General features: G+C 37.5%; 22 protein-coding genes. 12 read left to right on the forward strand and 10 right to left on the reverse strand.

Annotated features, from left to right (window positions below):
• The first annotated feature begins 376 nt into the window (after positions 1-376).
• The 4 genes from GQ598_RS05480 (at position 377) to GQ598_RS05495 (ending at position 6140) form a co-directional block, all read left to right on the forward strand.
• Positions 377-1207 carry a hypothetical protein gene (locus tag GQ598_RS05480; RefSeq protein WP_160402742.1) on the forward strand — a complete coding sequence of 277 codons (831 nt, stop codon included), beginning with the start codon at positions 377-379 and terminating at the stop codon, positions 1205-1207.
• Between the two features lie 480 nt (positions 1208-1687).
• A complete protein-coding gene (locus GQ598_RS05485) occupies positions 1688-3310 on the forward strand; it encodes a hypothetical protein (protein WP_160402744.1) in 1623 nt (540 codons plus the stop codon).
• Positions 3311-4107: 797 nt separating this feature from the next.
• Positions 4108-5316 carry a murein hydrolase activator EnvC gene (gene envC, locus GQ598_RS05490; RefSeq protein ID WP_160402746.1) on the forward strand — a complete coding sequence of 403 codons (1209 nt, stop codon included), beginning with the start codon at positions 4108-4110 and terminating at the stop codon, positions 5314-5316.
• The gene (locus GQ598_RS05495; RefSeq protein ID WP_160402748.1) at positions 5316-6140 is read left to right on the forward strand and encodes a divergent polysaccharide deacetylase family protein; all 825 of its coding nucleotides are present in this window, start codon (positions 5316-5318) and stop codon (positions 6138-6140) included. The genes envC and GQ598_RS05495 overlap by 1 nt, the downstream gene beginning before the upstream one ends.
• Before the next feature lie 10 nt (positions 6141-6150).
• Here GQ598_RS05495 and rapZ read toward each other — a convergent pair whose 3' ends face one another.
• The 4 genes from rapZ to dsbB all read right to left on the reverse strand — a co-directional run bounded on the left by rapZ (position 6151) and on the right by dsbB (position 9010).
• Positions 6151-6999, reverse strand: a complete 849-nt coding sequence (gene rapZ, locus GQ598_RS05500) for an RNase adapter RapZ (RefSeq protein WP_091350295.1) — start codon at positions 6997-6999, stop codon at positions 6151-6153.
• 88 nt (positions 7000-7087) lie between these two features.
• On the reverse strand, positions 7088-7684 hold the full coding sequence (locus GQ598_RS05505) for an XTP/dITP diphosphatase (protein WP_160402750.1): 597 nt from the start codon (positions 7682-7684) through the stop codon (positions 7088-7090).
• Positions 7685-7740: 56 nt separating this feature from the next.
• Positions 7741-8397, reverse strand: coding sequence for a bifunctional tRNA pseudouridine(32) synthase/23S rRNA pseudouridine(746) synthase RluA (gene rluA, locus GQ598_RS05510; protein ID WP_160402751.1), 657 nt, complete (start codon positions 8395-8397; stop codon positions 7741-7743).
• A 79-nt stretch (positions 8398-8476) separates the two neighbouring features.
• Entirely contained in the window at positions 8477-9010 is a 534-nt protein-coding gene (dsbB, locus tag GQ598_RS05515) for a disulfide bond formation protein DsbB (RefSeq protein WP_160402753.1), read from the reverse strand.
• 148 nt (positions 9011-9158) lie between these two features.
• On the opposite strand from dsbB, the gene rluC reads away from it, so the two are divergent.
• A complete protein-coding gene (rluC, locus tag GQ598_RS05520) occupies positions 9159-10142 on the forward strand; it encodes a 23S rRNA pseudouridine(955/2504/2580) synthase RluC (protein WP_160402755.1) in 984 nt (327 codons plus the stop codon).
• Between the two features lie 22 nt (positions 10143-10164).
• Positions 10165-10827: a histidine phosphatase family protein gene (locus GQ598_RS05525; RefSeq protein ID WP_160402757.1), complete on the forward strand. Its 663-nt coding sequence runs from the start codon at positions 10165-10167 to the stop codon at positions 10825-10827.
• Positions 10828-10898: 71 nt separating this feature from the next.
• On the opposite strand, the gene GQ598_RS05530 is transcribed toward GQ598_RS05525, so the two are convergent.
• Both GQ598_RS05530 and proS read right to left on the reverse strand, forming a co-directional pair.
• Complete coding sequence (locus tag GQ598_RS05530; RefSeq protein ID WP_091350312.1) at positions 10899-12350, reverse strand: M48 family metalloprotease; 1452 nt, start codon at positions 12348-12350, stop codon at positions 10899-10901.
• Positions 12351-12555: 205 nt separating this feature from the next.
• Positions 12556-14277 carry a proline--tRNA ligase gene (gene proS, locus GQ598_RS05535; protein ID WP_160402759.1) on the reverse strand — a complete coding sequence of 574 codons (1722 nt, stop codon included), beginning with the start codon at positions 14275-14277 and terminating at the stop codon, positions 12556-12558.
• A 155-nt stretch (positions 14278-14432) separates the two neighbouring features.
• Here proS and GQ598_RS05540 point away from each other — a divergent pair, with 155 nt between their 5' ends.
• The 4 genes from GQ598_RS05540 to GQ598_RS05555 all read left to right on the forward strand — a co-directional run bounded on the left by GQ598_RS05540 (position 14433) and on the right by GQ598_RS05555 (position 16862).
• Positions 14433-14582, forward strand: coding sequence for a hypothetical protein (locus GQ598_RS05540; RefSeq protein WP_160402761.1), 150 nt, complete (start codon positions 14433-14435; stop codon positions 14580-14582).
• Positions 14576-14770, forward strand: coding sequence for a hypothetical protein (locus tag GQ598_RS05545; protein WP_160402763.1), 195 nt, complete (start codon positions 14576-14578; stop codon positions 14768-14770). The genes GQ598_RS05540 and GQ598_RS05545 overlap by 7 nt, the downstream gene beginning before the upstream one ends.
• On the forward strand, positions 14730-15197 hold the full coding sequence (locus GQ598_RS05550) for a hypothetical protein (RefSeq protein WP_160402764.1): 468 nt from the start codon (positions 14730-14732) through the stop codon (positions 15195-15197). The genes GQ598_RS05545 and GQ598_RS05550 overlap by 41 nt, the downstream gene beginning before the upstream one ends.
• 297 nt (positions 15198-15494) lie before the next feature.
• A complete protein-coding gene (locus tag GQ598_RS05555) occupies positions 15495-16862 on the forward strand; it encodes an L-serine ammonia-lyase (protein WP_160402766.1) in 1368 nt (455 codons plus the stop codon).
• A gap of 156 nt (positions 16863-17018) precedes the next feature.
• Here the strand turns inward: GQ598_RS05555 and mpl are convergent, their stop codons facing one another.
• The 4 genes from mpl to xerD form a co-directional block, all read right to left on the reverse strand.
• Entirely contained in the window at positions 17019-18410 is a 1392-nt protein-coding gene (gene mpl, locus GQ598_RS05560) for a UDP-N-acetylmuramate:L-alanyl-gamma-D-glutamyl-meso-diaminopimelate ligase (RefSeq protein ID WP_160402768.1), read from the reverse strand.
• Positions 18411-18528: 118 nt separating this feature from the next.
• Positions 18529-20265 carry a single-stranded-DNA-specific exonuclease RecJ gene (gene recJ, locus GQ598_RS05565; protein ID WP_160402770.1) on the reverse strand — a complete coding sequence of 579 codons (1737 nt, stop codon included), beginning with the start codon at positions 20263-20265 and terminating at the stop codon, positions 18529-18531.
• A 72-nt stretch (positions 20266-20337) separates the two neighbouring features.
• Positions 20338-21036, reverse strand: a complete 699-nt coding sequence (gene dsbC, locus GQ598_RS05570) for a bifunctional protein-disulfide isomerase/oxidoreductase DsbC (RefSeq protein ID WP_160402772.1) — start codon at positions 21034-21036, stop codon at positions 20338-20340.
• A gap of 25 nt (positions 21037-21061) precedes the next feature.
• Positions 21062-21976: a site-specific tyrosine recombinase XerD gene (xerD, locus tag GQ598_RS05575; protein ID WP_160402774.1), complete on the reverse strand. Its 915-nt coding sequence runs from the start codon at positions 21974-21976 to the stop codon at positions 21062-21064.
• Positions 21977-22117: 141 nt separating this feature from the next.
• Here xerD and GQ598_RS05580 point away from each other — a divergent pair, with 141 nt between their 5' ends.
• Both GQ598_RS05580 and grxB read left to right on the forward strand, forming a co-directional pair.
• On the forward strand, positions 22118-22744 hold the full coding sequence (locus GQ598_RS05580) for a Pr6Pr family membrane protein (protein ID WP_160402776.1): 627 nt from the start codon (positions 22118-22120) through the stop codon (positions 22742-22744).
• On the forward strand, positions 22741-23391 hold the full coding sequence (gene grxB, locus GQ598_RS05585; protein WP_160402778.1) for a glutaredoxin 2: 651 nt from the start codon (positions 22741-22743) through the stop codon (positions 23389-23391). The genes GQ598_RS05580 and grxB overlap by 4 nt, the downstream gene beginning before the upstream one ends.
• Positions 23392-23418 lie beyond the last annotated feature (27 nt).

Here is a 23418-nt window from a genome sequence, read left to right on the forward strand (position 1 = left end):
GGTGCGAAGGTGCTAGTATAAATCACCTTTCTACTTTCTTCACTCCACCGTGTTTAAAATTGCACTTCATATTTGAATCCAGGAACAATAAAATAAAAACTTTAATAAAATCAATATTTTTTATTATGCTGTAATGAGTGTCATTATCGATAATGGCTTTCAACCCACGGCCCAGTAGGTACTCTTAATCGTAAATTAGAAGTAAGTGCCAGAGAGCTAATTATTTCTGATGTGAGAAATTTAGCAAAAGCTATTTTAATTAAAAATCTAAAATGGGATAATTGGCTTACTAACTGATGTCCCGTATAAAAAACATACTTAGCGTACGTTCTCGTACGCTTGCGGTTTTAGATCCTGTAAAGCTTCGAATTAGGAGATGGATGTGAGTTTAGATTATGAACTGAAATATCAACAGGTAAAAAAATATCTTGGTAAGCGTCAGGACTCATTTACTCAAGCAATTGATTTTAAGAATGATATTAATAAGCGGCAATCATTTTATTCCGAGTTATTTTTGGCTGCTGCTCTGCAAAAATGTATAGGTAAAGAAGCCCGACTGATGGAGCAAACAGGAGAAAATCACCCCGATGTTGTAATGAAAATGAATAGAGTTCGCTTTAATTTTGAAGTGACGTTAATGACCCAAGAAGATGAAAGATTCCAATATAAAAGTATCAATGCAAAAGAACATGCAGTTACAGATAAGCCCAAAACACAACTAACCTCAAAGATACTGGACAAAATAAAGCAATACGAACGTTGGTTCAAAAAAGGTATTGTAAATAAGAATGATGTAAATATCATAGCAGTTGATTTGGGTGATTTTTTTCCTTCTACACCAATACCAGGAGTAACGTTACTTGACGCAGCAATATTTATGATGAGTGATGAGTATGAAATACATATAGATAATTACGGGAGTAAATGTCAACTATCTCCGTCACGCGGATTCTTGGTTAAAACAGGCCGTGATGGTAGAGAGTCAAATATACACTTAGACCATATATATGATGGGTTAAAACACATAGATGCTTTACTTACTTTCACTAAAATTAATGCTCTGGAAAGTAGCAATAATTTCGACATCATAAATATTAAAAATAATGAAAATGTTAATCGGCTCTTTTCCCTGATTTCACCTCATTACCAAACTAAAATCAGCCATTGTGGAATATTATGGGAAGATACCATGGCAAACGTGGAGTAGAGCAAAAGAGTTGGTTAAGAAAAAGCAATTGGAGAATTTATTTTGTGCTACTACAGCTAAGGGAATTCGCTCTAATTCCCTTAGCTCGGACGTGGTCACAATAGCTATTTTGTTCACCAACGGTCAAAACGTCCGAAACCACCACACCGAATCCATCCTATTCACCAAAACAAAAAAGGACTGATTTTTCGCTAAAATCAGTCAGAAAAGGTATTGATTTTATTGAAGTTTTTATTTGTTAGTTTTTAACCAAAAACCACCACCCAAAACTATTCCTCAAAGCATACAAACGTAGGTTGACTCATCCTTTAACAAAACTTTACAAATTTTTAACAAAAAAGGTAGCGCATTATTGGTCAAGCGGTTATAATTTAATCGCTTACAAAGCAAGGGAGTGCTCATTATTAGAGCAGTCAGTTATAAAAAATCGAAATAAAACAAAAATTTACTTGACAGGATGATCGAAATGCGTTACCATTTATGGCATCTGGCATCTGGCATCTGGCCTGCCAAACCTACGCCCTAAAACTTTTTAATTTTCACGGTATTCAAAACCGAGCTCAATTCTTATTTTCATCACCGAGGTCATTTCGCGTAGCGAAATCGGAGACGTTATCGGCAGGGTTATCGCCGGGGTCGAGGCGTTTACCTCTTCTATCTAAATTTTCAGGTTTACCAAGCTTATCAGGTTTACTTAGATTATTTAGATTCTCTAAATCGGCGTTGTTCTTCGTGGTATTGTTGTTGTCGTATTCACAGAGTTCTGCGGCATTAACGGCTTATACATCAAAATATATCGTGGGTAGTGCGCCATATTTAACATTCGACAATGGTCGAACAAAAGCCACATCAACGGATAAATTGTTGTCTATTCGGTTGCAGGATGGTCGGGTAATCACGCCATCTAGTAATACATCAAGTGCAACAAATCCAATCAGTTTGCCGTACGTTGGGAGTAATTTAAGTCATATAGAAATGATAGTCCCATCATCAACTAATTCAGTGAGTTTAAGTGATTTAGTCACTCGATATAATTATTGGCGTGATGATGATGGTGATGGACAGGGTGGTAATGGAGTTACCGCATCGGGGAATATATCGGTATCGTTTACGGATAAGGATGGCAATACAGTTAGTAGTAACGGTGCATTGGATATATGTAAGGCTCCTTATAGGGTAAGATTAAGTAGTTCAGGGGGATATTTACAGACCCAGTACGGTGTTCCTAGTAGAACTAGTTTTAGTGGAGCTACGGTGGACTATTATATCAATCCGTATGACAGTAGTCCTGTTGTGTGTCACGCAAGGCCGAATCTTGAACGTGGCACAGGCAATACCGCAGGCCCAGCTAGCATATGGTCTCCTACAAAGGGTTTTTTAGTTCAGTCTACAAATTCATCATCTTACGACCGAAATTTTCCAACTACAGGTTCAGATGGGTTGTATTTTGATTTGCTCATAGGTGGTGTCGATGCAAGTCAGTTGACATGGTCTCCAGTTACTCGTGGTGGAATAACGGCTACGGTGACAAGTGTAACAGCTAATGAGCCATGGATTCCTAGTGTTGATAGGGGAAAAGTTGTCGCACATGTTAGGTTAAGCGGTCCTAGGGCTGATGATACTCAAATACGCTCAAATAATCCTAGTCCTTTAACCGTCCCATCTTTGCCACAGAGATTTGAGTTGGTCGGTAGGGATAGAAGAAGTGGTAATGAGGTGAGGTATGGGTTTGTCTTAAAGCAGTGGTTCGTCAATCGGGGTGGAGAAGAGGATACTCAGTCTAATCAAAAATCTTGGTGTCGTGGTTTGGGTTATCGTCTTGCTAGGGTAAGTGATTTAACCAATGCAGTCAGAACTGGTGGTAATCCTATTTCTGGCGCCTTGCCTCATTCATCTGATAATAGTTATATGCGTCACATAGGTGCAGGTTTTTTCACGGAGTGGGGCTACATGTACTACTACGGTAATGCGGGCTTCGCCGTCATCAACTACTGGACGAGTGACGCAACAGGTAGCAATGGCTTCGCTGTCTACTCGGACAACGGCGGCGTTAACAGCCGCCGTGTTTCCTACATCAACTATGCTGTTTGCACCGCACCTTAGTTTTTAGCGTTTAGTCCTTAATCCTTGGGCCGCGGGGGAGATTATGGTGCCTGAGAGGACAATCTAACAAAGAATAACGCCCCCGCGTAAGTTGGGGCATTTCCCTTAGGGTTGCGCTGTTGCGGCGAAGCCACAATCGCGCCGCCCCCGCCGCCGACGCTGAAAGCGTGGTTGGCAATTCTGGTGATTACGCTGGAGTGGTTTAAATTTGTGGTCTATTTATAGTTCGGCAAGGTTTCGGACGTTTTGATCTTTAGTGAATAAAATAGCTATCGTGACCACGTCCGAGTCAGGGAATTAAAGCGAATTCCCTGACAACCCACGCTTTGGCTGCAGAATGTGGCCTACGGCTGCCCTCCGCCGCCGCTCGGTCTTAACGCACCGGCTATGATTCGCTCCCGGCGAAGCATAGCCTCGCCAAACATCCCTGTTTGGCGTGCTAACCTCGCTCTGTTGTCGGCACATTCTGCAGCCGTGCGCGGGGTTTTTAGGGGATTTCGCAAAAAAATCCCCTAAATCGGACGTGGTCACGATAGCTATTTTGTCCACCCAAGGTCAAAACGTCCGAAACCTGCGCACCCAATTTATTCTATTCACCAACCCAAAAAAGGCCTGATTTTCTGCCCAAAAATCAGTCAGAAAAGGTATTGATTTTATTAAAGTTTTTTTGAGTGTTTTTTCTAAAAAAAACAATCTCCCCCCCACATTACAATTGGTTTTCATTTTGCATCTTGCCCTAATTATCGGTATAGTGACATCATCATTATTGCTCGGCTATCAATCACAAATACAACACCATGTCCATTTATCAAAAAATTGCAATTATTGTTCTTGTGGGGTTAATGAAAGTTAACTTTTCATACGCTGATGACAATCAGCTACTCCAATCCCTACGTCATTCGATCGAAGAACAAGAAAAACGCCTAGCACAACAAAAAAAAGAACGTACCGAGCTGGTTAATGATCTTAAAGAGCAAGAAACCGAAATCGCGAAATTGTTAACTTCGATTGAAAAAAACGATTTATCACTTAGAAAACTTGATCAAGACATCAATAACTTAGTTAAACAAATTGATTTACTAACAGTAAAACAAAAACAGCAACGAGCTGTGCTGGCAAAACAGTTAGAAAGTGCATTTAAACTGGGTAATGCGACGGGGTTTGAACTTGTTTTTTCGGGCGAGAAGAGTGAGCGCAATGATCGCATTATTACTTATTTCAGTTATATTAATAATGCACGACAACAACTGATTGCGGAGCTTGAAGATACGCAAGCCCAATTAGCCAATAAAAAGCAAGAACTGCAAAAAAAGCAGGAAACCCATAAAGCCTTGCAAAGCAAGCAAAAAGAACAGCAAGCTGGGCTTGAAAAGAACCGTCAAAATCGGCAAAAGACAATATCTTCGCTTGAATTGTCAATGCAAGAAAATCAACAAAAATTAGCCAGTTTGCGTAACAATGAAGCCAAATTACAAGCCAAAATTGCCCAAGCAGAAAAGGAAAGCCGACGCATAGCAGAAGAAGAGGCAAGGCAGGCAAAACATATTGAAGAAAAGCAAAAAAATACAAGCTATACCCTTAACCCTGATGAGCGGGCATTGATGGCGCGGGTGAGTGGTATTGGTAAGCCGAAACATCAGTTTAATTGGCCTGTTAGCGGTAGTGTTGCTCACCGTTTTGGCGAATCGCTTCAAGGTGAGTTACATTGGAAGGGGATGGTCATTAATGCTAAAGATGGTGCTCAGGTGCGAGCTATTGCCGATGGACGGGTGATATTGGCGAGTTGGTTGCAAGGTTATGGTTTTGTTGTGGCGCTTGAGCATGGTAAGGGCGATATGAGTTTGTATGGCTATAATCAACGTATTTTAGTTGAGGTGGGCGATAAGATTCAAAACGGGCAAGCCATTGCGTTGATTGGTTCGAGTGGGGGGCAAAATACGCCTGCTTTATATTTTGAAATTCGCCGTGATGGTAAGGCACTTGATCCAAGTGGGTGGTTAAAGTAATGCGCTGTTTTATTGGTCTGCTGGTTATTAGTTTGTTGGTGCTAAATTCGCCCGTTTTATACGCGGGGCAGTTGGTGCTGGTTATTGATGATTTTGGCTATCGTCAACATAATGAGGAGCAGATTATTGGGTTTTCGCCTTTTATTACCATTGCTGTTTTGCCACACTCGCCTAATGCTAAACGTATTGCTACGATGGCTCATGAGCATGGTAATGATGTGATTATCCATTTGCCTATGGCGCCAATGAATAAACAACCGTTAGAAAAGGATACTTTGTTTCCTTCGATGAATGAAAGCGAAGTTAAAGTCATTGTCGATAATGCTGTTGAACGGGTGCCTTATGCCGTTGGGGTTAATAACCATATGGGTAGTTTGATGACTTCTAATCTAAGCGGTATGATAAATGTGATGAAAGCGCTGAGTCGTTATTCAATGTTTTTTTTGGATAGTAAAACTATCGGTAAAACCCAAGTTAAAAAAGCTGCTCTGGACTATAATATACCTGTGTTAACGCGTGATGTTTTTTTAGATGATAAGCAAACCGAAAGCGCAATTAGTCAGCAATTTGATTTGGCCGTGAAATTGGCTCGTAAAAATGGTGTTGCGATTGCTATTGGTCATCCACATCCGCAGACGGTTAATGTGTTAAGAACTAAGTTAGCTAATTTACCTGCAGATATTGAGTTGGTTAAACTCAGTCAGCTAATTACATCGGTGTCAGATTCTGTAAACCATAAACCTAAAATAACGTTGAAAGAAATTATTAAAAAATGCGAACGCCGACTTGAGGAAATCGTAAACCTTAAGCTGGTTGATGAGTAGCTCTGTTTTTTTAGCGTTTTTCTAACGTTCGGTGACGTATTTGTACTTGTTTGTTTTGTGCTTTAAAAAACGATGCTAATTGTTCAACAATAAAGACCGAACGATGTTGTCCACCTGTACAACCAATGGCAATGGTTAAGTAGCTGCGGTTGTTTTTTTCTAACAATGGTAGCCATTGATTTAAGTAATTGGCTGTTTGGTAGATGAAGTGGGATACTTCGTCATGTTTTAGTAAGTACTCTTTGACAGGTGCATCAAGCCCTGTTAGTGGGCGCAAACTAATATCCCAATGTGGGTTGGGTAAAAATCTGACATCGAAGACAAAGTCAGCATCAACCGGTAAGCCATGTTTAAAGCCGAATGATTCAAATATGATGGTTAATTCGCGCTCTTTTTTACCTAAAATACGTGATCTTAAAATATCGGATAGTTCATGGACTGAAAGGTTGTCGGTGTTGATGATGAGGCTTGCGTGCGATTTTAATGGCTCTAGGTAAGCTTCTTCAAGGTCGATGGCTTCTTCAAGAGAGTAGTGTTGATTAGTTAATGGGTGGATGCGCCTTGTTTCGCTATAGCGTCGAATTAGGGTGTTGCGACTGCAGTCGAAAAAGATGATTTCTGGCGTTACTGATTGTGGTAAGCGTTGAAAAATGTCGTTATTGAAGTCAAAATTTTCAGGTAAGTTCCGTATGTCAATGCTAATTGCCACAGGTGTGTTGTTGTCTTTTAATGAATTGGCTAATTGTGGTAATAACGCAACGGGGATATTATCAACACAATAAAATCCCATATCTTCCAGCGCTCGTAGGGCTATTGATTTGCCCGAACCGGAGCGACCACTTACTATCAGTAGAATCACAATATTAACTCCACGCTCATTGATGCATTAATTATATACTGTTTGTTTCTGGATATACAATTTTGAATATAAATAATATTGTTAATCATTAATAATCAGTTTTAATTTTGGCAATAAGTTGCTTAAGTGCTTGGCCTCGATGTGATATTTGGCTTTTTTGTTCTTTGGTGAGTTGTGCTGCGGTGCAGCCTAATTCTGGGATGTAAAAAAGTGGATCGTAGCCAAACCCGCCTTCACCTTGTTCTTCATTTAAGATAAAGCCATTCCATTTGCCTAAACAGACGATGGGAGTTGGATCGGCTTCGTGTCTCATAAAGACAAGCGCGCAATAGAAGTAGGCTGTGCGGGCTTCTTTGGGGACGTTTTGTAATGCTGTAAGAAGTTTTTGATTATTGCTTTTGTCGTTGCCATGTTCACCCGCATAACGCGCTGAATAGATCCCCGGTTGTCCACCCAGCGCATCGACCGCTAAGCCTGAGTCATCAGCAATGGCAGGCAGTCCTGTTAATTTGGCAGTATGCCTTGCTTTTAATATGGCATTTTCAATAAATGTTAATCCTGTTTCATCGGCATCAGGTACGTTAAATTGGCTTTGTGCAATAATATCAAAACCGGCATCGGCGAGTAATTTTTGCAATTCATTCACTTTACCTTGGTTGTTTGTTGCTAATACAATTTTTTGCATTTTAATTTCCTTTATTTTAATGAGTTTTAGCTATTGATATAAACCGGTTTTGTATTTCAAAAATCTGGTTCAGAGCTAAACGTCATACTTTCGCCTGTTTTTGGGTGATTAATCGTGAGTAATTGAGCGTGTAATAGCAGTCTTTTAGACATAGAAAATGCTTCGGGATGCGCATAAAATTTATCGCCTAAAATTGGGTGGCCAATGGCTTGCATATGAACACGCAATTGGTGCGAGCGTCCGGTAAAAGGAAATAATTTTACTCGTGTTGTATTGTCGGGATTGCGAGCAATAACTTGATATTCAGTCAGTGCATGTTTGCCATTTTCTAAATCGACCATTTGTCTTGGGCGGTTGGGCCAGTCGCAAATTAGGGGTAATTCAACACGGCCAGTGTCTTGCTCAAGGTGCCCATGAACAACGGCGATATAGTTTTTTTTGGGAATGCGTTCCCGAAACTGTTTTTTTATTTCACGATCGGCAAGTTTCGATAAGGCGGCAACCATGATGCCACTGGTTGCCATGTCTAGTCGATGTACGGATTCGACATAGCTATATTTTTGTTGCAAACGGTGAATAATACTATCAATAAATTGAGGTTTATTCCCTGAAACCGATAAGATACCGGGTTGCTTGTTGACAACGACAATGTGATCATCTTGATATAAAATAGACAGCCAAGGTTCGATAGGTGGGTGATATTCCAAAAGCATTTGTGTGTGACAATTTGTAAAATAAAATTGTCACACATTCTAACAAAATCAACAAAAAGTGCTAGCTTTATAAATAGCGTTACTTGCTCCACATTGAGCTTTTAGGGGCTGAAAATAGCTGTGATACTAATATGGCTAAACCGACAATAAGGTAGCAAGCAAAGATGATGATCATCCATTGTGACATTTCGATAGTTAAAAATGTCCATATCTTATCAGCGCAAGATCCGTAAGCATTAAATAAACTAGGTAACCATGAGTCTAATTGTAACCAAGCTGGAAACTGAGGACTGAGTGAGCAAGTGTCACTTAAGTTTGGTTCGAATTGTAGGTGGGCATGAAATGTTGCTAAAGCAAATCCTTTATAGGCGCTAAAAAGCCAAATTAAAACGGCCACTAATCGTGCAAGTATGCTTTTAGGTGCAATCAGTCCTATGATGCTAGCTAGCATGATGCCAAATATGGCACAACGTTGGTAAATACAAAGTGTACAAGGTGCCAGCCCTAGACCATGTTGAAAATAAAGTGCGGTTATTTCAAAAATAAGCGTGGAAAAGAACAATAAGAACCAAGCGAATCTGCTTTGTGAGTATTGATTAAGCAGTGACAACATACTATTTTATTCCTCCATATTCCGTTATAATCATTTTACTTTAATTATATTGGATATCATCTATCGTGATTCTTTAATGTCGATAGTGTAATTTATTTTTGAATAATGTAAACGACTTTATTTATTGATGGCGGATTAATCATTTTTTATGGACTCAAATGCTCCACAAACCAAGTTACAAGTCTCATTTGTTACCATTTCAGAGGAAAATGCGACACAACGAATTGATAACTTTTTAATCACCTATTTAAAGGGTGTGCCAAAAAGTATGATTTATCGTATTTTAAGAAAGGGCGAAGTTCGTGTTAATAAAAAGCGAATTAAACCTGAATATAAATTAAATATTGGCGATGAAATTCGTATCCCTCCTATTCGCGTAGCTGAAAAAGCCACGCCAGAAATTTCAACCAAGCTTAATAAAGTCGCTGATTTAGAAAAGTCCATTATCTATGAAGATGATGTCTTATTAGCGATTAATAAACCATCGGGTATTGCCGTTCATGGCGGTAGTGGTTTAAGTTTTGGTGTAATTGAAGGTTTACGCGCGCTAAGACCCGAGGCCAAGTTTTTGGAGTTGGTGCATCGTATTGATCGCGAGACATCGGGTGTGTTGTTGATCGCTAAAAAACGCTCTACATTAAAAGCGTTACATGAACAGTTGCGCCTTAAACAAATGCAAAAAAATTATTTGGCGCTTGTTAAGGGAAATTGGTCTTCTGAATGTAAGGTGATTCAGGCTCCATTACTTAAAAACGTATTGAAAAGCGGCGAGCGAGTGGTGAAAGTCGATAAAGATGGTAAGCCATCGGAAACACGGTTTAAAGTTGAAGAGCGTTTTGATTTTGCCACTTTGATTAAAGCCAGCCCTGTGACTGGACGTACCCATCAAATCCGTATCCATACGCAATATGCTAATCATCCAATTGCTTTTGATGATCGTTATGGTGATAGGCAGTTTGATGTATTGTTAGCTGGTACTAAGCTTAATCGGTTGTTTTTACATGCCGCTAGCGTCAAATTTATTCATCCTAAAACTGGGCAAGAGATGCAATTAAATGCACCTATGGATGATGCTTTACAGGGCTGTTTAACCTATCTTAGAAAAGATAAATATCAGCAAACAGAATTTTAAATAGAAAAGGTAGTTAGTACGAATGAAGGATTTAAATTTATATTTAATTAGACATGGTCAAACGCAGTGGAATGTTAAAGATCAGATGCAAGGGTCAAAAGATTCTCCGTTAACCGAACAAGGTATTTCAGGTGCTAAATTAACTGGGCAACATTTAAAAGATGTGCCTTTTATGCAAGCTTATTCAAGTCCTCAAAAACGTGCAATGGATACGCGTAATTATATTGTGAATGAAAATAATATGGCTATTCCTACTTTTGAGCTTGCGGATCTGCGTGAAATGGATTTTGGCCTTTGGGAAGGTAAGCATGTGCCTACTTTAAAACAAGACGTGCCTGAATTTAATGTTTATTTAACTGATCCGGCTAATTTTGATTCTTCTGTTAGCCAAGGCGAAAGTTACCCCGATATTTTAGCTCGTATGAAGCAAGGGCTAAATACTATTGTGCAAAATGCACCTCAAGATTCTGGGAACATTTTAGTTGTGTCGCATGGTACGGTATTGCGTATATTGCTTTGTGTTTTAAATGGTGGCGATTGGCGTTTACATCGTGATGAGGATTATTTTCCAAGGATGTTGAATACGAGCATTAGTGTAGTTAACTATAAGCAAGATGATGGCCAGTCAGCAGGCAAATTTACGGTGAAATTCTATAATAACGTAGATCATTTGACCCAAGAATAAAGGCCTTTTATACCTCGACTGATGAGTATTTTTATCATGGGTCGAGGCGATATTGTTACAATTTAACCCCGTTATCGTGCGTAAGCTGCATAACGTTTTTGCAGTTGTTGTAATTGGTTGATTCTTGCATCAATTTTCGAAACCATCGTTTGATTACCTTTGGTTTGGTTTTTCGCATTTTGTAATATTGTGATTGCTTGTTTAAAATTTCCTCTTAATGCGCTGATTTCTGCTTGTGCACTCATTTCTTGCGCTCTTGAACGTATTCCTCCATAAGCAGTAACAAGTAAATCCCAACCATTGATATCGTCATTATGGTCGAAAGTGTAACGATGCAATAAACTCACCGCTTGTTGATAATTTTGGTTTTTTATGTACGCATTTGCTAGATTTAATTGCAATGCCGAGCTATCGGGTGCTTTTTTTAACGCCGCTTGTAGGCGAGCAATGGCTGCATTGTTATTATTGAGCGCTAAATCAATATCTGTCATTAAGTCGATATACCAAATATTATTAGGGTCACTGTCTAGTAACGGTTGTAATTGTTGTTTAGCTTTTTGGTTGTTACCACTTACGTTGTCAGTTAATGCGTTGCCATAAATAGCGGCAATGTTACTTTGTTCATTGTTTAGCTTTTTGTAATCCTGTATTAGTAGTTTACCGGCATTTTTTTTGTTATTGATTAAAATTGCTAATCGTGCTTTTGCTAAATAATAGTTTAATGAAGGTGTTACGTTCTTTTTGTCGTATTGTAATGTGCGGTTGCGAATGTCGGTTATTCGGCTGTTAGGGAGTGGGTGAGTGAGTAATATTTCGGGTGGTTTGCTACTAAAACGACTTTGATCGGCTAGTTTTTGTAAAAACTCCGATGAAGCATAAGGATCAAATCCTGCTTTTGATAGTGTTCTAAGACCAACTCGATCGGCTTCTTGTTCGTTACTTTGTGTAAAGCTAATCATATTTTGCGCCGAACCTGCCATAGTACTTGTTATTGCCGCCATTCCAGCTTCGGGATTTGCTAAAGTCAGTAAGATAGAACCTAATGTTGCTCCCCATACATAAGGGCTGTTGCGGTTTTGGTTTTCCATTGCTCGGGCTAAGTGGCGTTGGGTGACGTGTCCAATTTCGTGCGCCATGACTGAAGCTAATTGGCTTTCGTTGTCAGTATCTAATATCAATTGTGAATGAATGACGACATTCCCACCAAAGAAAGCAAAGGCGTTAAGTACATCGCTTTTCATAATGTAAAATTGAAAAGGGGTTTTTACTGATTCTGATTTAGTGACTAATTTTTTGCCTAAATCATTAATATATTGGTTTAAAACTGGATCGTTAATAATTGGTGCACTGGCACGTAACATTCGTACGTAGTAATCGCCCATTTCCATTTCTTGGCCAATGCTGAGGGTTGTGGCCGCGGCAGTACCCATGTCTGGTAGGTTGATGTTATCAGCATAAACGATAGGTGTGCTTTGTAATAATAACGAGGCAGATAGTGTAAATGCCATGACTTTTTTTAACATTATTTCAACCCATTGAGATAAGATTTATTTTGATTTATTTTAGCTGAAAAAAAACACAATATCACTTTGAATTTGTAATCGAATTTAGCTTTTTAGCGGTTGCTTAGTTGATGGTGGTTTGGAGTACGATAAAAAATGCAAAAGCACAACAGTAATTGGTTTATTGCAGTTGTGCTTTTAGGCTATTTAGTAAGTTATTTGAACGTTAAGCTAATTGAGTTTGATGTTTGATAAAGTCGATAATGTTATCTGTTTTTACCATTTGTTTGTCGCCACCAGCGCGATGTTTGTATTCAACCTCGCCGTTTTCAAGGTTACGCTCACCAATAACAATTGTGTGTGGAATACCAATTAGTTCCGCATCAGCAAACATTACTCCTGGGCGCTCTTTTCGGTCGTCAAAGAGAACTTCAATGCCAGCAGCTTGTAGATCAGCGTAAAGTTTTTCGGCCGTGGCTTGGACTTTTTCTGATTTGTGCATATTCATTGGAATAATCACGACACTAAATGGCGCAATGGCTTCAGGCCAAACAATACCACGTTCATCATGGCATTGTTCAATTGCTGCTGCCACAATTCGGCTAACCCCAATACCGTAGCAACCCATGATCATGACGTGATTTTGCCCATCTTCGCCTTGAACTGTTGCTTTCATAGCTTGAGAGTATTTGGTTCCAAGTTGGAATATGTGCCCAACTTCAATCCCTCGTTTGATTTGTAATGTGCCTTTGCCATCAGGGCTGATGTCACCTTCAACCACGTTGCGGATATCTTCAATACGTGGCAGGGCAACGTCGCGTTCCCAATTAATATTGAAGTAGTGTTTGTGGTCAATATTTGCACCCGCACCAAAGTCGCTCATGACTGCAACATCACGGTCGATGATGATTGGCATATTTAAGTTAATTGGTCCTAATGAGCCTGGCCCTGCATTCACAATCGCACGGATTTCTTCTTCGGTTGCAAATTCTAGTGGTGAGGCTACGATATCGATTTTTTCGGCTTTGATTTCGTTTAAGGTGTGGTCTCCACGGACTAATAGCGCAACAAGTTGGTGACCGCTTTCTTTTGTGGCTTTCACCATTAGGGTTTTCACGGTTTTTTCAATTGGTAAATTGAATTGTTCAACTAATTCTTCAATCGTTTTGGCGTTTGGTGTATCAACCAGTTCCATTGCTTTAGTCGGCGCTGAGCGTTTTTGTGTTGGCGCTTGTGCTTGTGCCATTTCGATATTAGCAGCATAGTCCGATTCTGTTGAAAACACGATGTCGTCTTCACCACTGTCGGCCAATACTTGGAACTCATGTGACCAGTTACCACCAATCGATCCTGTGTCAGCTCGCACTGCTCTAAAGTTTAAACCTGCGCGTGTAAATACAGCGCTATAGGCTTTGTACATATCATCATAAGTTTCCTGCAATGATTCTTGTGTGGTATGGAAAGAGTATGCATCTTTCATAATAAATTCACGCGAACGCATCACACCAAAACGTGGGCGTACTTCATCACGAAATTTAGTTTGAATTTGATAGACATTAAGTGGTAATTGTTTGTATGAACTTACTTCATTACGTAGTAAGTCAGTAATGACTTCTTCGTGAGTTGGTCCTAATACAAAATCACGATCACCACGATCTTTAATGCGTAATAGTTCTGGGCCATATTGTTCCCAACGACCACTTTCTTGCCAAATATCAGCAGGCTGTACGACCGGCATTAATACTTCTATTGCCCCTGCTTTGTTCATCTCTTCACGAACAATATTTTCTACTTTTTTTAGTACTCGGTAACCAGTGGGAAGCCAAGTATATAAACCCGCAGCCACTTTACGGATCATGCCGGCACGTAACATTAATTGATGGCTAATGACTTCTGCATCAGCGGGGGTTTCTTTTAACGTTGAAAGAAGATATTTACTGGTTCGCATAAATTTATCCCGAAAATAATTTATTTATAAATATAATAAAAATGTGAGCTAGTTTAGCAGTACCAAACGCAACACTAAAGCAATTTTATTGATAATTATTGTGAATCATAAAGATTAATTGTAAATTATCAGCATGAGTAATAGGAAAAATCGATATGAATAAATTAAATTTATCACGCTTGGTGGCAGCCTTTTTTGTGGTTTTGGTATTATACCAATCAGTTAAATTTATTATCTATTATTTAACTGATTTTAGTTATGAAGAAATGATGGAGCTTATGTGGGTGAATGAGAATACATGTTGAATCCGTATAACAGTAACGGTATTTATATCAAAGATGGAAATGGCTATATTATTGGTAGTGATCTGATGAAAAAAGTTTATTTGAAAAGAAAACCTGATTACATTCCTTTAGAACGATTTACTGGTGGGGAACTGTACGTTAAGGATTTTGAATCAGGCATTACCTGTGCCTTTTATTCATATAAGTAATTTAGTAATAAGTAATAAGAAAATAATGAAACTCAAAAAATTAAAAATATCGCATATTATTTATGTGCTATTAGTCTTTGCTATACTCTATTATCCTGTGAAAATAACCAAATATTATTTAATGGATTTAAGTTATGATGAAATTTTGGATTTTGGCTGGCGAGGAGATGGGTGCGAAACTAAAGATGGTCATAGGATTGATTCTATCGATTGTCCTTGTGGTACAGGATTGATGGAATCGGATGATCCTTATAATAAAATTAGTGATGAAGGGTATTTTTATTACAATGATGAGCTTTTGGGAAAAGTGACCCTAAAAAGAAAGCCAAGTTATTTTTCTGGTGATGAAATTTTAACAGGTGGCGAGTTAGAAATTGAGCATTTAGAAACAGGAATAATTTGTTATTATGATTCAATTCTTGATTGAAATACAATCTTTAATAATTAAGCCTTTAAAATTAGTTATTTTATAATTTTGGGATTTTTAACATTATTTTTTTCACTATAAAATGTTAAATTTCAATAGGTATAATCGCTATATTGTTTATGTCTTTTTTACTAAAAAATACCGTTTATTTGAAATTTTCTTACTCGTTTTTTGCCAAAATTATTTAAATATTCATTCCAAGCTTAATTATGTTATGGTGACGCGCATAGTGTTTTCCTGTTATGAATAGATGTGTATTTACTTTAAAAATAAAAGATAATAATTTCAAGGAGTAAAATGAGCTCAGTATTTGAAATATTTAAAATTGGTATTGGTCCTTCAAGTTCGCATACAGTTGGACCAATGAGAGCTGGGAAGGCGTTTGTTGATCAACTAATTAGCAATGATATGATGTCGTCGGTTACTAAAATTGTTGCTGATGTTTATGGTTCTTTGTCGTTAACAGGTAAAGGGCACCAAACTGATATTGCTATCATTATGGGGTTAGCGGGTGAAAAACCTGATACTGTTAATATTGATAATATTCCTATTTTTATCGAAAAATTAAGCCAAACTCATCGTTTACCGATTTATCATAATCGTTACGAAATCGACTTTCCTTTGGATAGTTGTATGGTGTTTCATTCCAAATTTTTGCCATTACATGAAAACGGCATGACGTTGAGTGCCTATAATGGTGATACATTACTATTTCAAAAAACGTATTATTCTGTTGGAGGTGGTCAAATTGTTGAAGAGGAAAAATTTGGCCAACAAGAGCAAGATTCAGTAAAACTTCCTTATCCATTTTCTTCAGCCGAACAGTTACTAAAACATTGTGAAGATAATTCATTGTCAATTTCCAGTATTATGATGAAAAATGAGCTGCAATTACACACTTATGAAGAAATTGAAGATTATTTTTCGCGAGTTGGAAAAACTATTTTGGAATGTATCAAGCGTGGAATGAATACAGAAGGATTATTGCCTGGACCTCTAAAAGTCCCTCGTCGTGCGTTTTCGTTATATCGTCAATTATCTACAACCAAAGATAAAATTATTAGTGATCCTATGGTGGTTATTGATTGGGTAAATATGTTTGCGCTTGCCGTTAGTGAAGAAAATGCTGCCGGTGGTCGAGTGGTGACGGCGCCAACAAATGGTGCGTGTGGTATTATCCCAGCGGTGCTAGCTTATTATGATAAATTTATTAACGAAGTGACACCAGATATTTATATTCGATTTTTTCTAACTTGTGGTGCGATAGGGCAACTTTATCAAATCAATGCGTCTATTTCTGGTGCTGAAGTTGGATGTCAAGGTGAAGTTGGTGTTGCTTGTTCTATGGCTGCAGCAGGGCTTGCTGAGCTTTTAGGGGGTAATCCTGAGCAAGTTTGCATGGCTGCAGAAATCGCGATGGAACATAACTTAGGATTGACTTGCGATCCTGTCGCTGGTCAAGTTCAGGTACCTTGTATTGAGCGTAATGCCATCGCTGCTGTAAAATCAATTAATGCAACGAGAATGGCTTTAAGGCGAATTACTGCGGCAAAAGTATCGTTAGATAAGGTGATTAAAACTATGTATGAAACAGGAAAAGATATGAATGCAAAATATCGAGAAACATCACGCGGTGGGCTAGCAATTACGGTTCACTGTAATTAGTTGGTGTTATCAGATAACACTTTTTCAATTCTTGTCAATTTTATTCTGCGACATAATATAGCTATTATGTCGATTGCTTCATTCATGATATATTCTGTTTGTATGATATGCCCTGTGATAGGCATATCATAATATGTTGCTATTAATATATCGTTATTAACTTAATGGTTGCTCTTCTTGATCTTTTATTTGTTTTTTTTCTAGACTTTCTACAATTTTGTTATGTATGCCATTAAAGCCACCATTGCTCATAATTAAAATTGCATCTGTTGGTCGGGCTGATTTTGTGATCATTTCAACCAGTAAATCAAGGTCGCCAGTCCAATAAGCTGGTTGAATACAAGCATCTACCACATCAGCAACTAACCAAGGTAGTTGTTCTGGTTGGAAGATGAAAATTTCGTCTGCACGTCCAAGCGATGGGGCTAGCTCATCTTTAGATATGCCTAATTTCATTGTGTTTGACCGGGGTTCAAGAACTGCTAAAATGCGGCGATTAGAGCCGATTTTGCTACGTAAAGCTTCTAATGTTGCTAAAATGGCTGTTGGATGGTGTGCAAAGTCGTCATAGATTTCGATGTTATTAACTTCACCATAGAGCTCTAAACGTCTTTTTGCATTAATAAACGAACCTAATGCTAAGCAGGCGTCAGCCGGTTCAATACCCACATTATGAGCGGCTGCAATCGCCATTACTGCATTATGCATATTATGTTCGCCTACTAATGAATATTTGACTTCACCTACTTTTTTATTCTTATAGAGAACAGCAAAATGGCTTGCATCATTGCTGATGCGTTGTGCTAACCAACCTGTTTCTGATTCAGTAAATACTTGTTCGCTCCAATAGCCTTTAGCCAATACTTGTTTTAAATTTACATCTTCTTGTGGCGAGATGATTAGTCCTTTACTTGGTACTAAACGAACTAGATGGTGAAATTGTTTTTGAATTGAACTTAAATCATCAAAAATATCTGCATGATCAAATTCTAAATTGTTCATGATCAATGTTTTAGGGCAGTAGTGCATGAATTTTGAACGTTTATCAAAGAATGAACAGTCATATTCGTCCGCTTCAATAACAAAAAAATTACCTTCACCTAATCTTGCTGAAACATCAAAGTTGCCAGGTACGCCACCAATCACAAAACCTTGTTTATAACCTTGTTTTTCCAAAATCCAATTAACCATTCCTGCAGTTGTGGTTTTGCCATGTGTGCCAGCCACAGCAATCACCCAACGATCACGTAATACATTATCATGTAGCCATTGTGGTGCTGAAATATAAGGAATGTTATTGTCCAAAATATATTCAACGCAAGGATTCCCTCGTGATAGGGCATTGCCGATGATGACTAAATCTGGTGTAGATGTTAGTTGTGATGGTTCATATCCTTCAATGATATCAATATGCTCTTTTTGTAAAAGTGTGCTCATTGGTGGGTAAACATTTTTATCTGAGCCTGTTACTTTGTGACCTAGAGAACGGGCTATTAATGCAATCCCTGCCATAAATGTGCCACAAATTCCAAGAATATGAATGTGCATTTTGTATCCTTAATGTTGTATAAATTTTATATTGATGACGTTGGGTACCATTGTCGATCTGGTCAGCAATTAGATGAATATTCAGCGCAATTTTGCAATTATAATCGATCCTAGTTGCTTATGCGATAGGCCATAGATGCTTAATGACTAAATTTAGTGCTTGGTTGCCGCGAAATTCATCAACATCTAAATGATAAATTACTTTTACATTTTTTATCGATTGATCTGGCCATTGCTGTCTATTCACATTAAAAAATATCCCCTCAATAAGTGGACCTCCATTTTGGGGCTCCAATACTAATTTAAGGTGTTTGTCGGCCAATAATCGTTGTTGATGAATAATAAATTCACCATCAAAAATAGGAGCACAAAACCCTTCGCCCCATGGGCCCGATTCTTTTACTTGCTTGGCAATTACGTAAGTAAAATCTTGGCTATCTATTTCACCATCGGTTTCAATAACCTGTTCTAGTAAATCGGGTTTTAATCGTGTGTCTAAGAGTGCTTCAATGCTGATTTTAAAACGTTCTAAATCTTCTTCGCGAATAGTTAATCCAACCGCCATTGCGTGGCCACCAAAGCTGGTTATTAAATCAGGGTGTTGCTGATTTAACTCATCAATAAGATCTCGCAGGTGTAGCCCTTTAATTGAGCGACCAGAGCCTTTTAAAAAACCGTCTTGCGTTGAGGCAAATGATATAACTGGCCGATAATATTTATCTTTTAAACGTGCCGATAAAATGCCAATAATACCTTGGTGCCATTCAGGGTGATAAAACACAAGTAAGTTAGGAATGGAGGTGTTTTGTTTTTCAACTTCTTCAATAAATGATAAAGCTTCTTCATGCATCGTTTGTTCAATGAGCTTTCGATCGTTATTGAGATTATCAAGATCTGTGGCTTTGTTGATAGCTGAATCATAATTATCGCAAAGTAATAATTGAACGCCCAATGCCATATTGTCCATTCTACCTGCAGCGTTTAATCTTGGCGCTATATAAAAAGCCAAATCTGTTGAAGTTAAAGAAGCTTGATCTTTTTTAGCGATATGTAATAAGGCTTTGATACCTTCACTACAATATCCAGATCGAATTCTGTTTATACCTTGGTGAACTAAAATACGATTATTGTGATCAAGTTTAACCACATCAGCAATAGTACCTAAAGCAACTAAATCTAATAAATTTGCCACATTATATTCGGTCAAATTTTTGTCAGCAAACCAGTTTTCTTGTCGTAATTTTGCGCGTAAAGCTAGCATAAAATAAAAAGCTACACCCACTCCGGCTAAATGCTTGGATGGAAAACTACAATTAGGTAAATTAGGGTTGATTATTGCATCGGCATTAGGTAATTGCTCGGGGCATAAATGGTGGTCGGTAATAATTACCGATAAATTTGATTGTTTGGCAAAATCAACAGCCTCAGTGGCAGAAATTCCATTGTCAACGGTAATAATGAGCTGGGCTTTTTGTAGAATAGCTTTTTTTACAACCGATATACTTAATCCATACCCATCGTCAAAGCGATCTGGAATGATGTAATCAACAAATTGACAGCCCATATTTTTAAGTGCTCTAACTGTTAAGGCTGTGCTTGTAGCGCCGTCGGTATCAAAATCGCCAACAATCATGATGTGTTCATTATTCTTCATTGCTGAATAAAGAATTTCAACGGCTTTTTCAATACCTTCTAATTTATTGTAATTGCAAAGATTGCGCGTGCTGTAGTCAAGCTCTTGCATGCTAGTAATGCCACGCAAGGCATAAATTCGCTGCAATAATAGCGGAATATCATTAGTAAATTCTGGATATACTTCAACTAATCTACGGTGTATTAATTTATTTTTTTTCATATTTTATATGCTAGCGTGTTGGCGCTAGCATGTATTATGTTTTAATTTTTAACAGAAATAATTTGTTAATTGTTATTTAGTTACTTTTTTATCTAAAGTTTCAATTAATTTATCTGCTGGAACATAACCAGAAACTAATTCTCCATCAGGTAAAATAATCGCTGGTGTACCATTAATTCCGATTTTTCTACCGATATTGAATTGCTGTGTTACGTAAGGCACCATACTGTTAGCTTTAGGAATAGTGTTGCCTTTATAAGCATTCTCAAATGCTGTTTTACGGTTAGTTACACTCCAAATGGATTGCATGTTTTTACCAACATCACTGTCAGCGCCTGCGCGAGGGAAAGCAAAATAGTGTACAGAAATACCCGCGTCTAAATATTTATTGATATTTTCATGTAGTAATTGACAGTAATGGCAAGTGTAATCAGTAAAAACTGAAATGATGTATTTTTCATTATTAGCTTTATAAACGATAGCATCGTTTTCAATTGATTTTATTAAGCTAAGATTGTAGCTATTGGCGATATTTTCAGGTTGATCGCCTTGAACGTCATAAATAGGACCTTGACTTAGGTATTTTCCATCATCAGTAACATAAAAAATACCATCAGGTGTTTTGACACTTTTTAAACCGTTTATGGGGCTAGTTGTAATTTTGATATTTTGTTCGTTGTAGCCTAATTTACCCATCGAATTAATAATATCGGTATTACTTGCTAGCGCTGTAGTTGATATTAATACCAAACCTAAAACTAATTTTTTCATTTAATTATCCTTATTTTTTCGAGTATTATGCTCGAGGATGATGTTTACTATGTAATTGTTTTAATCTTTCTGTTGCCACATGAGTATAAATCTGTGTAGTTGATAAGCTACTGTGTCCAAGCAACATTTGTACAACACGCAAATCCGCTCCATGATTAAGTAAATGGGTTGCGAAAGCATGTCGAAGCACATGGGGCGAAAGTGCCTCAATATTGATGCCGGTCAGTATGGCATAATATTTTATTCTATGCCAAAACGTCTGTCGTGTCATTTTTTTACCTAATCGGCTTGGGAAGAGAGCGTCAATAGCGCCGTTTTTTAGAAGATCGTTTCGGGCATATTTAAAATAATATTCAAGCCAATAAATGGCTTCTTCTCCCAGTGGTACTAGGCGTTCTTTGTTTCCTTTTCCTATAACTCTTACGACGCCTTGTCGTAAACTAATATCACTAATTTCTAAATTTACTAGCTCGGACACGCGCAAGCCTGTTGCATAAAGTACTTCTAACATGGCTTTATCTCTTAGTTCGATAGGATCTTCGATACTAGGGGATTCAAGTAACGCACTCACTTGTGATTCGGTTAAATCTTTAGGCAATTTTTTGGGAAGTTTAGGGGATGATAGCACCGCAGAGGGATCATCGGTACGATAATTTTCCTGATATAAATACTGAAAAAAACGTTTAGTTGCGCTAAGTAAACGTGCAGAACTACTTGCTTTATACCCATCTTTTACGCGTTGCATTAAAAATTCTTGTAAATTATGTGTTTGTGCAGTCAGAAAGGTGACATTTTGTTGTTGTAAAAATTGATTTAATGCCAACAAATCAAGCCTATAAGATTCAATGGTATTTTCAGCTAAGTTTCTTTCTAGCCATAATGAATCTAGAAAACGTTCTATTAACCGTTTATTTTGGGTTGGCGTGTCTTGATTAGACATCAAAATCATCTCTACATTACATTTATTCGTTACATTATATACTATTTGTCAATAAGTTTCTTTTATAACAGCTGTAGCTTATTTTTTTATTTTCTTTATTAATTACTATATACTGCGGTTTTGGTTATTTTAATATTATTTATGTTAAAGCGATGTGTTAATCTTTTTATTGCGCTGTTTGCTATCTTTATTATTGCCATGGAAACTTATATTTATTGTCATACTCAATTTCGTCCTTGGCAACCAAGTTCTCCAATAGGGCGATTAGTTTATTATTATAGTTTCTTTACTGTTTTATCGAATTTAATGTTGGCATTGAGTTGTTTTTGGCTAGCAGTCAATCCTAATTGTCACCGGTATAGTTTTAAAGTTATTCGGTTGAATGGGTTAGTTGGTGTGATTATCACCATTATTATATATAACTTAGTGTTAAGAAGTATTCATAATCCACCTAATACTCTGTTGAAAATAGCTAATGAAAGTTTACATGTTGTCATCCCTATTTTGGGAGTATTAAGTTGGTTTATTTGGGGACCATTTCGACGAATTAATGTTAAGGTCATCGTTGGATCAATATTATCGATGATTGGATATGGCGTTTATATTTTTATTCGAGGTTATTATACTAATCAATATCCTTATCCTTTTATTAATGTTGTGCAGGTTGGTTATTTTAAAGCGCTATTTGCTGTGAGTAAGATTTTTTTATTCTTTTTGGGATTAGCTTTTTTATGTTGGACAATTGACTGCTTAAGGAGTCGAAAATGAAACTGTATATTTATGAACATTGTCCTTTTTGTGTCAGGGCTAGAATGATTTTTGGTTTAAAAAATGTATCGGTTGAGCAGCAGGTATTACTGAGCGATGATTTTGCATTACCAGAGCGTATGATTGGTGAAAAAATGGCACCTATTTTACAAAAAGATGATGGCAGTTATATGCCAGAAAGCCTAGATATTGTTGATTATGTTGATACCAATTATGGCGGTAGTCCGATTTTAACTGGTTTGAGATCTTTAAATATTGCAAAGAAAATAAAACAGTTACAACAATATGATTATAAGCTAGTGTGTCCACGTTATATAAAACTGGGTTTAGCCGAATTTGCAACACAAAGTGCTATTGATTATTTTGTCACTAGTAAATCGAAGAAAATGGGTTCGTTTGATGAATGTTTGATGCAAACCGATTCGTTAGTGTCTGCCGTTTCAGATGTATTAAATAAACTTGATTCATTGATTGTTTCGCCAAATGCGTGTAATGGTCAATTGTCTTTAGATGATATCTGTTTGTTTCCCATTTTACGAAATTTGACGTGTGTAAAAACTTTAACTTTTCCACCTAAAATTAAGGCCTATATTCAATCAATGGCAGACCGCACGAAGGTTGATCTGTTTTTTGATAGAGCCATTTAATAATCAGGAATGTCGATTTTACTATTT

It is taken from the genome of Gilliamella sp. Pas-s95, assembly GCF_009795795.1.
GTDB classification, from domain to species: domain Bacteria; phylum Pseudomonadota; class Gammaproteobacteria; order Enterobacterales; family Orbaceae; genus Gilliamella; species Gilliamella bombicola.

Bases quoted from the DNA above. Each gene is read 5' to 3' on its own strand.
- xerD (WP_160402774.1), bottom strand. From the start codon at position 21,976: ATGTCTAATCAAGACACGCCAACCCAAAATAAACGGTTAATAGAACGT.
- rluC (WP_160402755.1), top strand. From the start codon at position 9,159: ATGGACTCAAATGCTCCACAAACCAAGTTACAAGTCTCATTTGTTACC.
- grxB (WP_160402778.1), top strand. From the start codon at position 22,741: ATGAAACTGTATATTTATGAACATTGTCCTTTTTGTGTCAGGGCTAGA.
- GQ598_RS05525 (WP_160402757.1), top strand. From the start codon at position 10,165: ATGAAGGATTTAAATTTATATTTAATTAGACATGGTCAAACGCAGTGG.
- dsbC (WP_160402772.1), bottom strand. From the start codon at position 21,036: ATGAAAAAATTAGTTTTAGGTTTGGTATTAATATCAACTACAGCGCTA.
- GQ598_RS05555 (WP_160402766.1), top strand. From the start codon at position 15,495: ATGAGCTCAGTATTTGAAATATTTAAAATTGGTATTGGTCCTTCAAGT.
- GQ598_RS05580 (WP_160402776.1), top strand. From the start codon at position 22,118: ATGTTAAAGCGATGTGTTAATCTTTTTATTGCGCTGTTTGCTATCTTT.
- recJ (WP_160402770.1), bottom strand. From the start codon at position 20,265: ATGAAAAAAAATAAATTAATACACCGTAGATTAGTTGAAGTATATCCA.
- envC (WP_160402746.1), top strand. From the start codon at position 4,108: ATGTCCATTTATCAAAAAATTGCAATTATTGTTCTTGTGGGGTTAATG.
- GQ598_RS05495 (WP_160402748.1), top strand. From the start codon at position 5,316: ATGCGCTGTTTTATTGGTCTGCTGGTTATTAGTTTGTTGGTGCTAAAT.
- GQ598_RS05545 (WP_160402763.1), top strand. From the start codon at position 14,576: ATGTTGAATCCGTATAACAGTAACGGTATTTATATCAAAGATGGAAAT.
- dsbB (WP_160402753.1), bottom strand. From the start codon at position 9,010: ATGTTGTCACTGCTTAATCAATACTCACAAAGCAGATTCGCTTGGTTC.
- GQ598_RS05505 (WP_160402750.1), bottom strand. From the start codon at position 7,684: ATGCAAAAAATTGTATTAGCAACAAACAACCAAGGTAAAGTGAATGAA.
- rluA (WP_160402751.1), bottom strand. From the start codon at position 8,397: ATGCTTTTGGAATATCACCCACCTATCGAACCTTGGCTGTCTATTTTA.
- mpl (WP_160402768.1), bottom strand. From the start codon at position 18,410: ATGCACATTCATATTCTTGGAATTTGTGGCACATTTATGGCAGGGATT.
- GQ598_RS05485 (WP_160402744.1), top strand. From the start codon at position 1,688: ATGGCATCTGGCATCTGGCATCTGGCCTGCCAAACCTACGCCCTAAAA.
- GQ598_RS05480 (WP_160402742.1), top strand. From the start codon at position 377: ATGGATGTGAGTTTAGATTATGAACTGAAATATCAACAGGTAAAAAAA.
- GQ598_RS05530 (WP_091350312.1), bottom strand. From the start codon at position 12,350: ATGTTAAAAAAAGTCATGGCATTTACACTATCTGCCTCGTTATTATTA.
- GQ598_RS05540 (WP_160402761.1), top strand. From the start codon at position 14,433: ATGAATAAATTAAATTTATCACGCTTGGTGGCAGCCTTTTTTGTGGTT.
- proS (WP_160402759.1), bottom strand. From the start codon at position 14,277: ATGCGAACCAGTAAATATCTTCTTTCAACGTTAAAAGAAACCCCCGCT.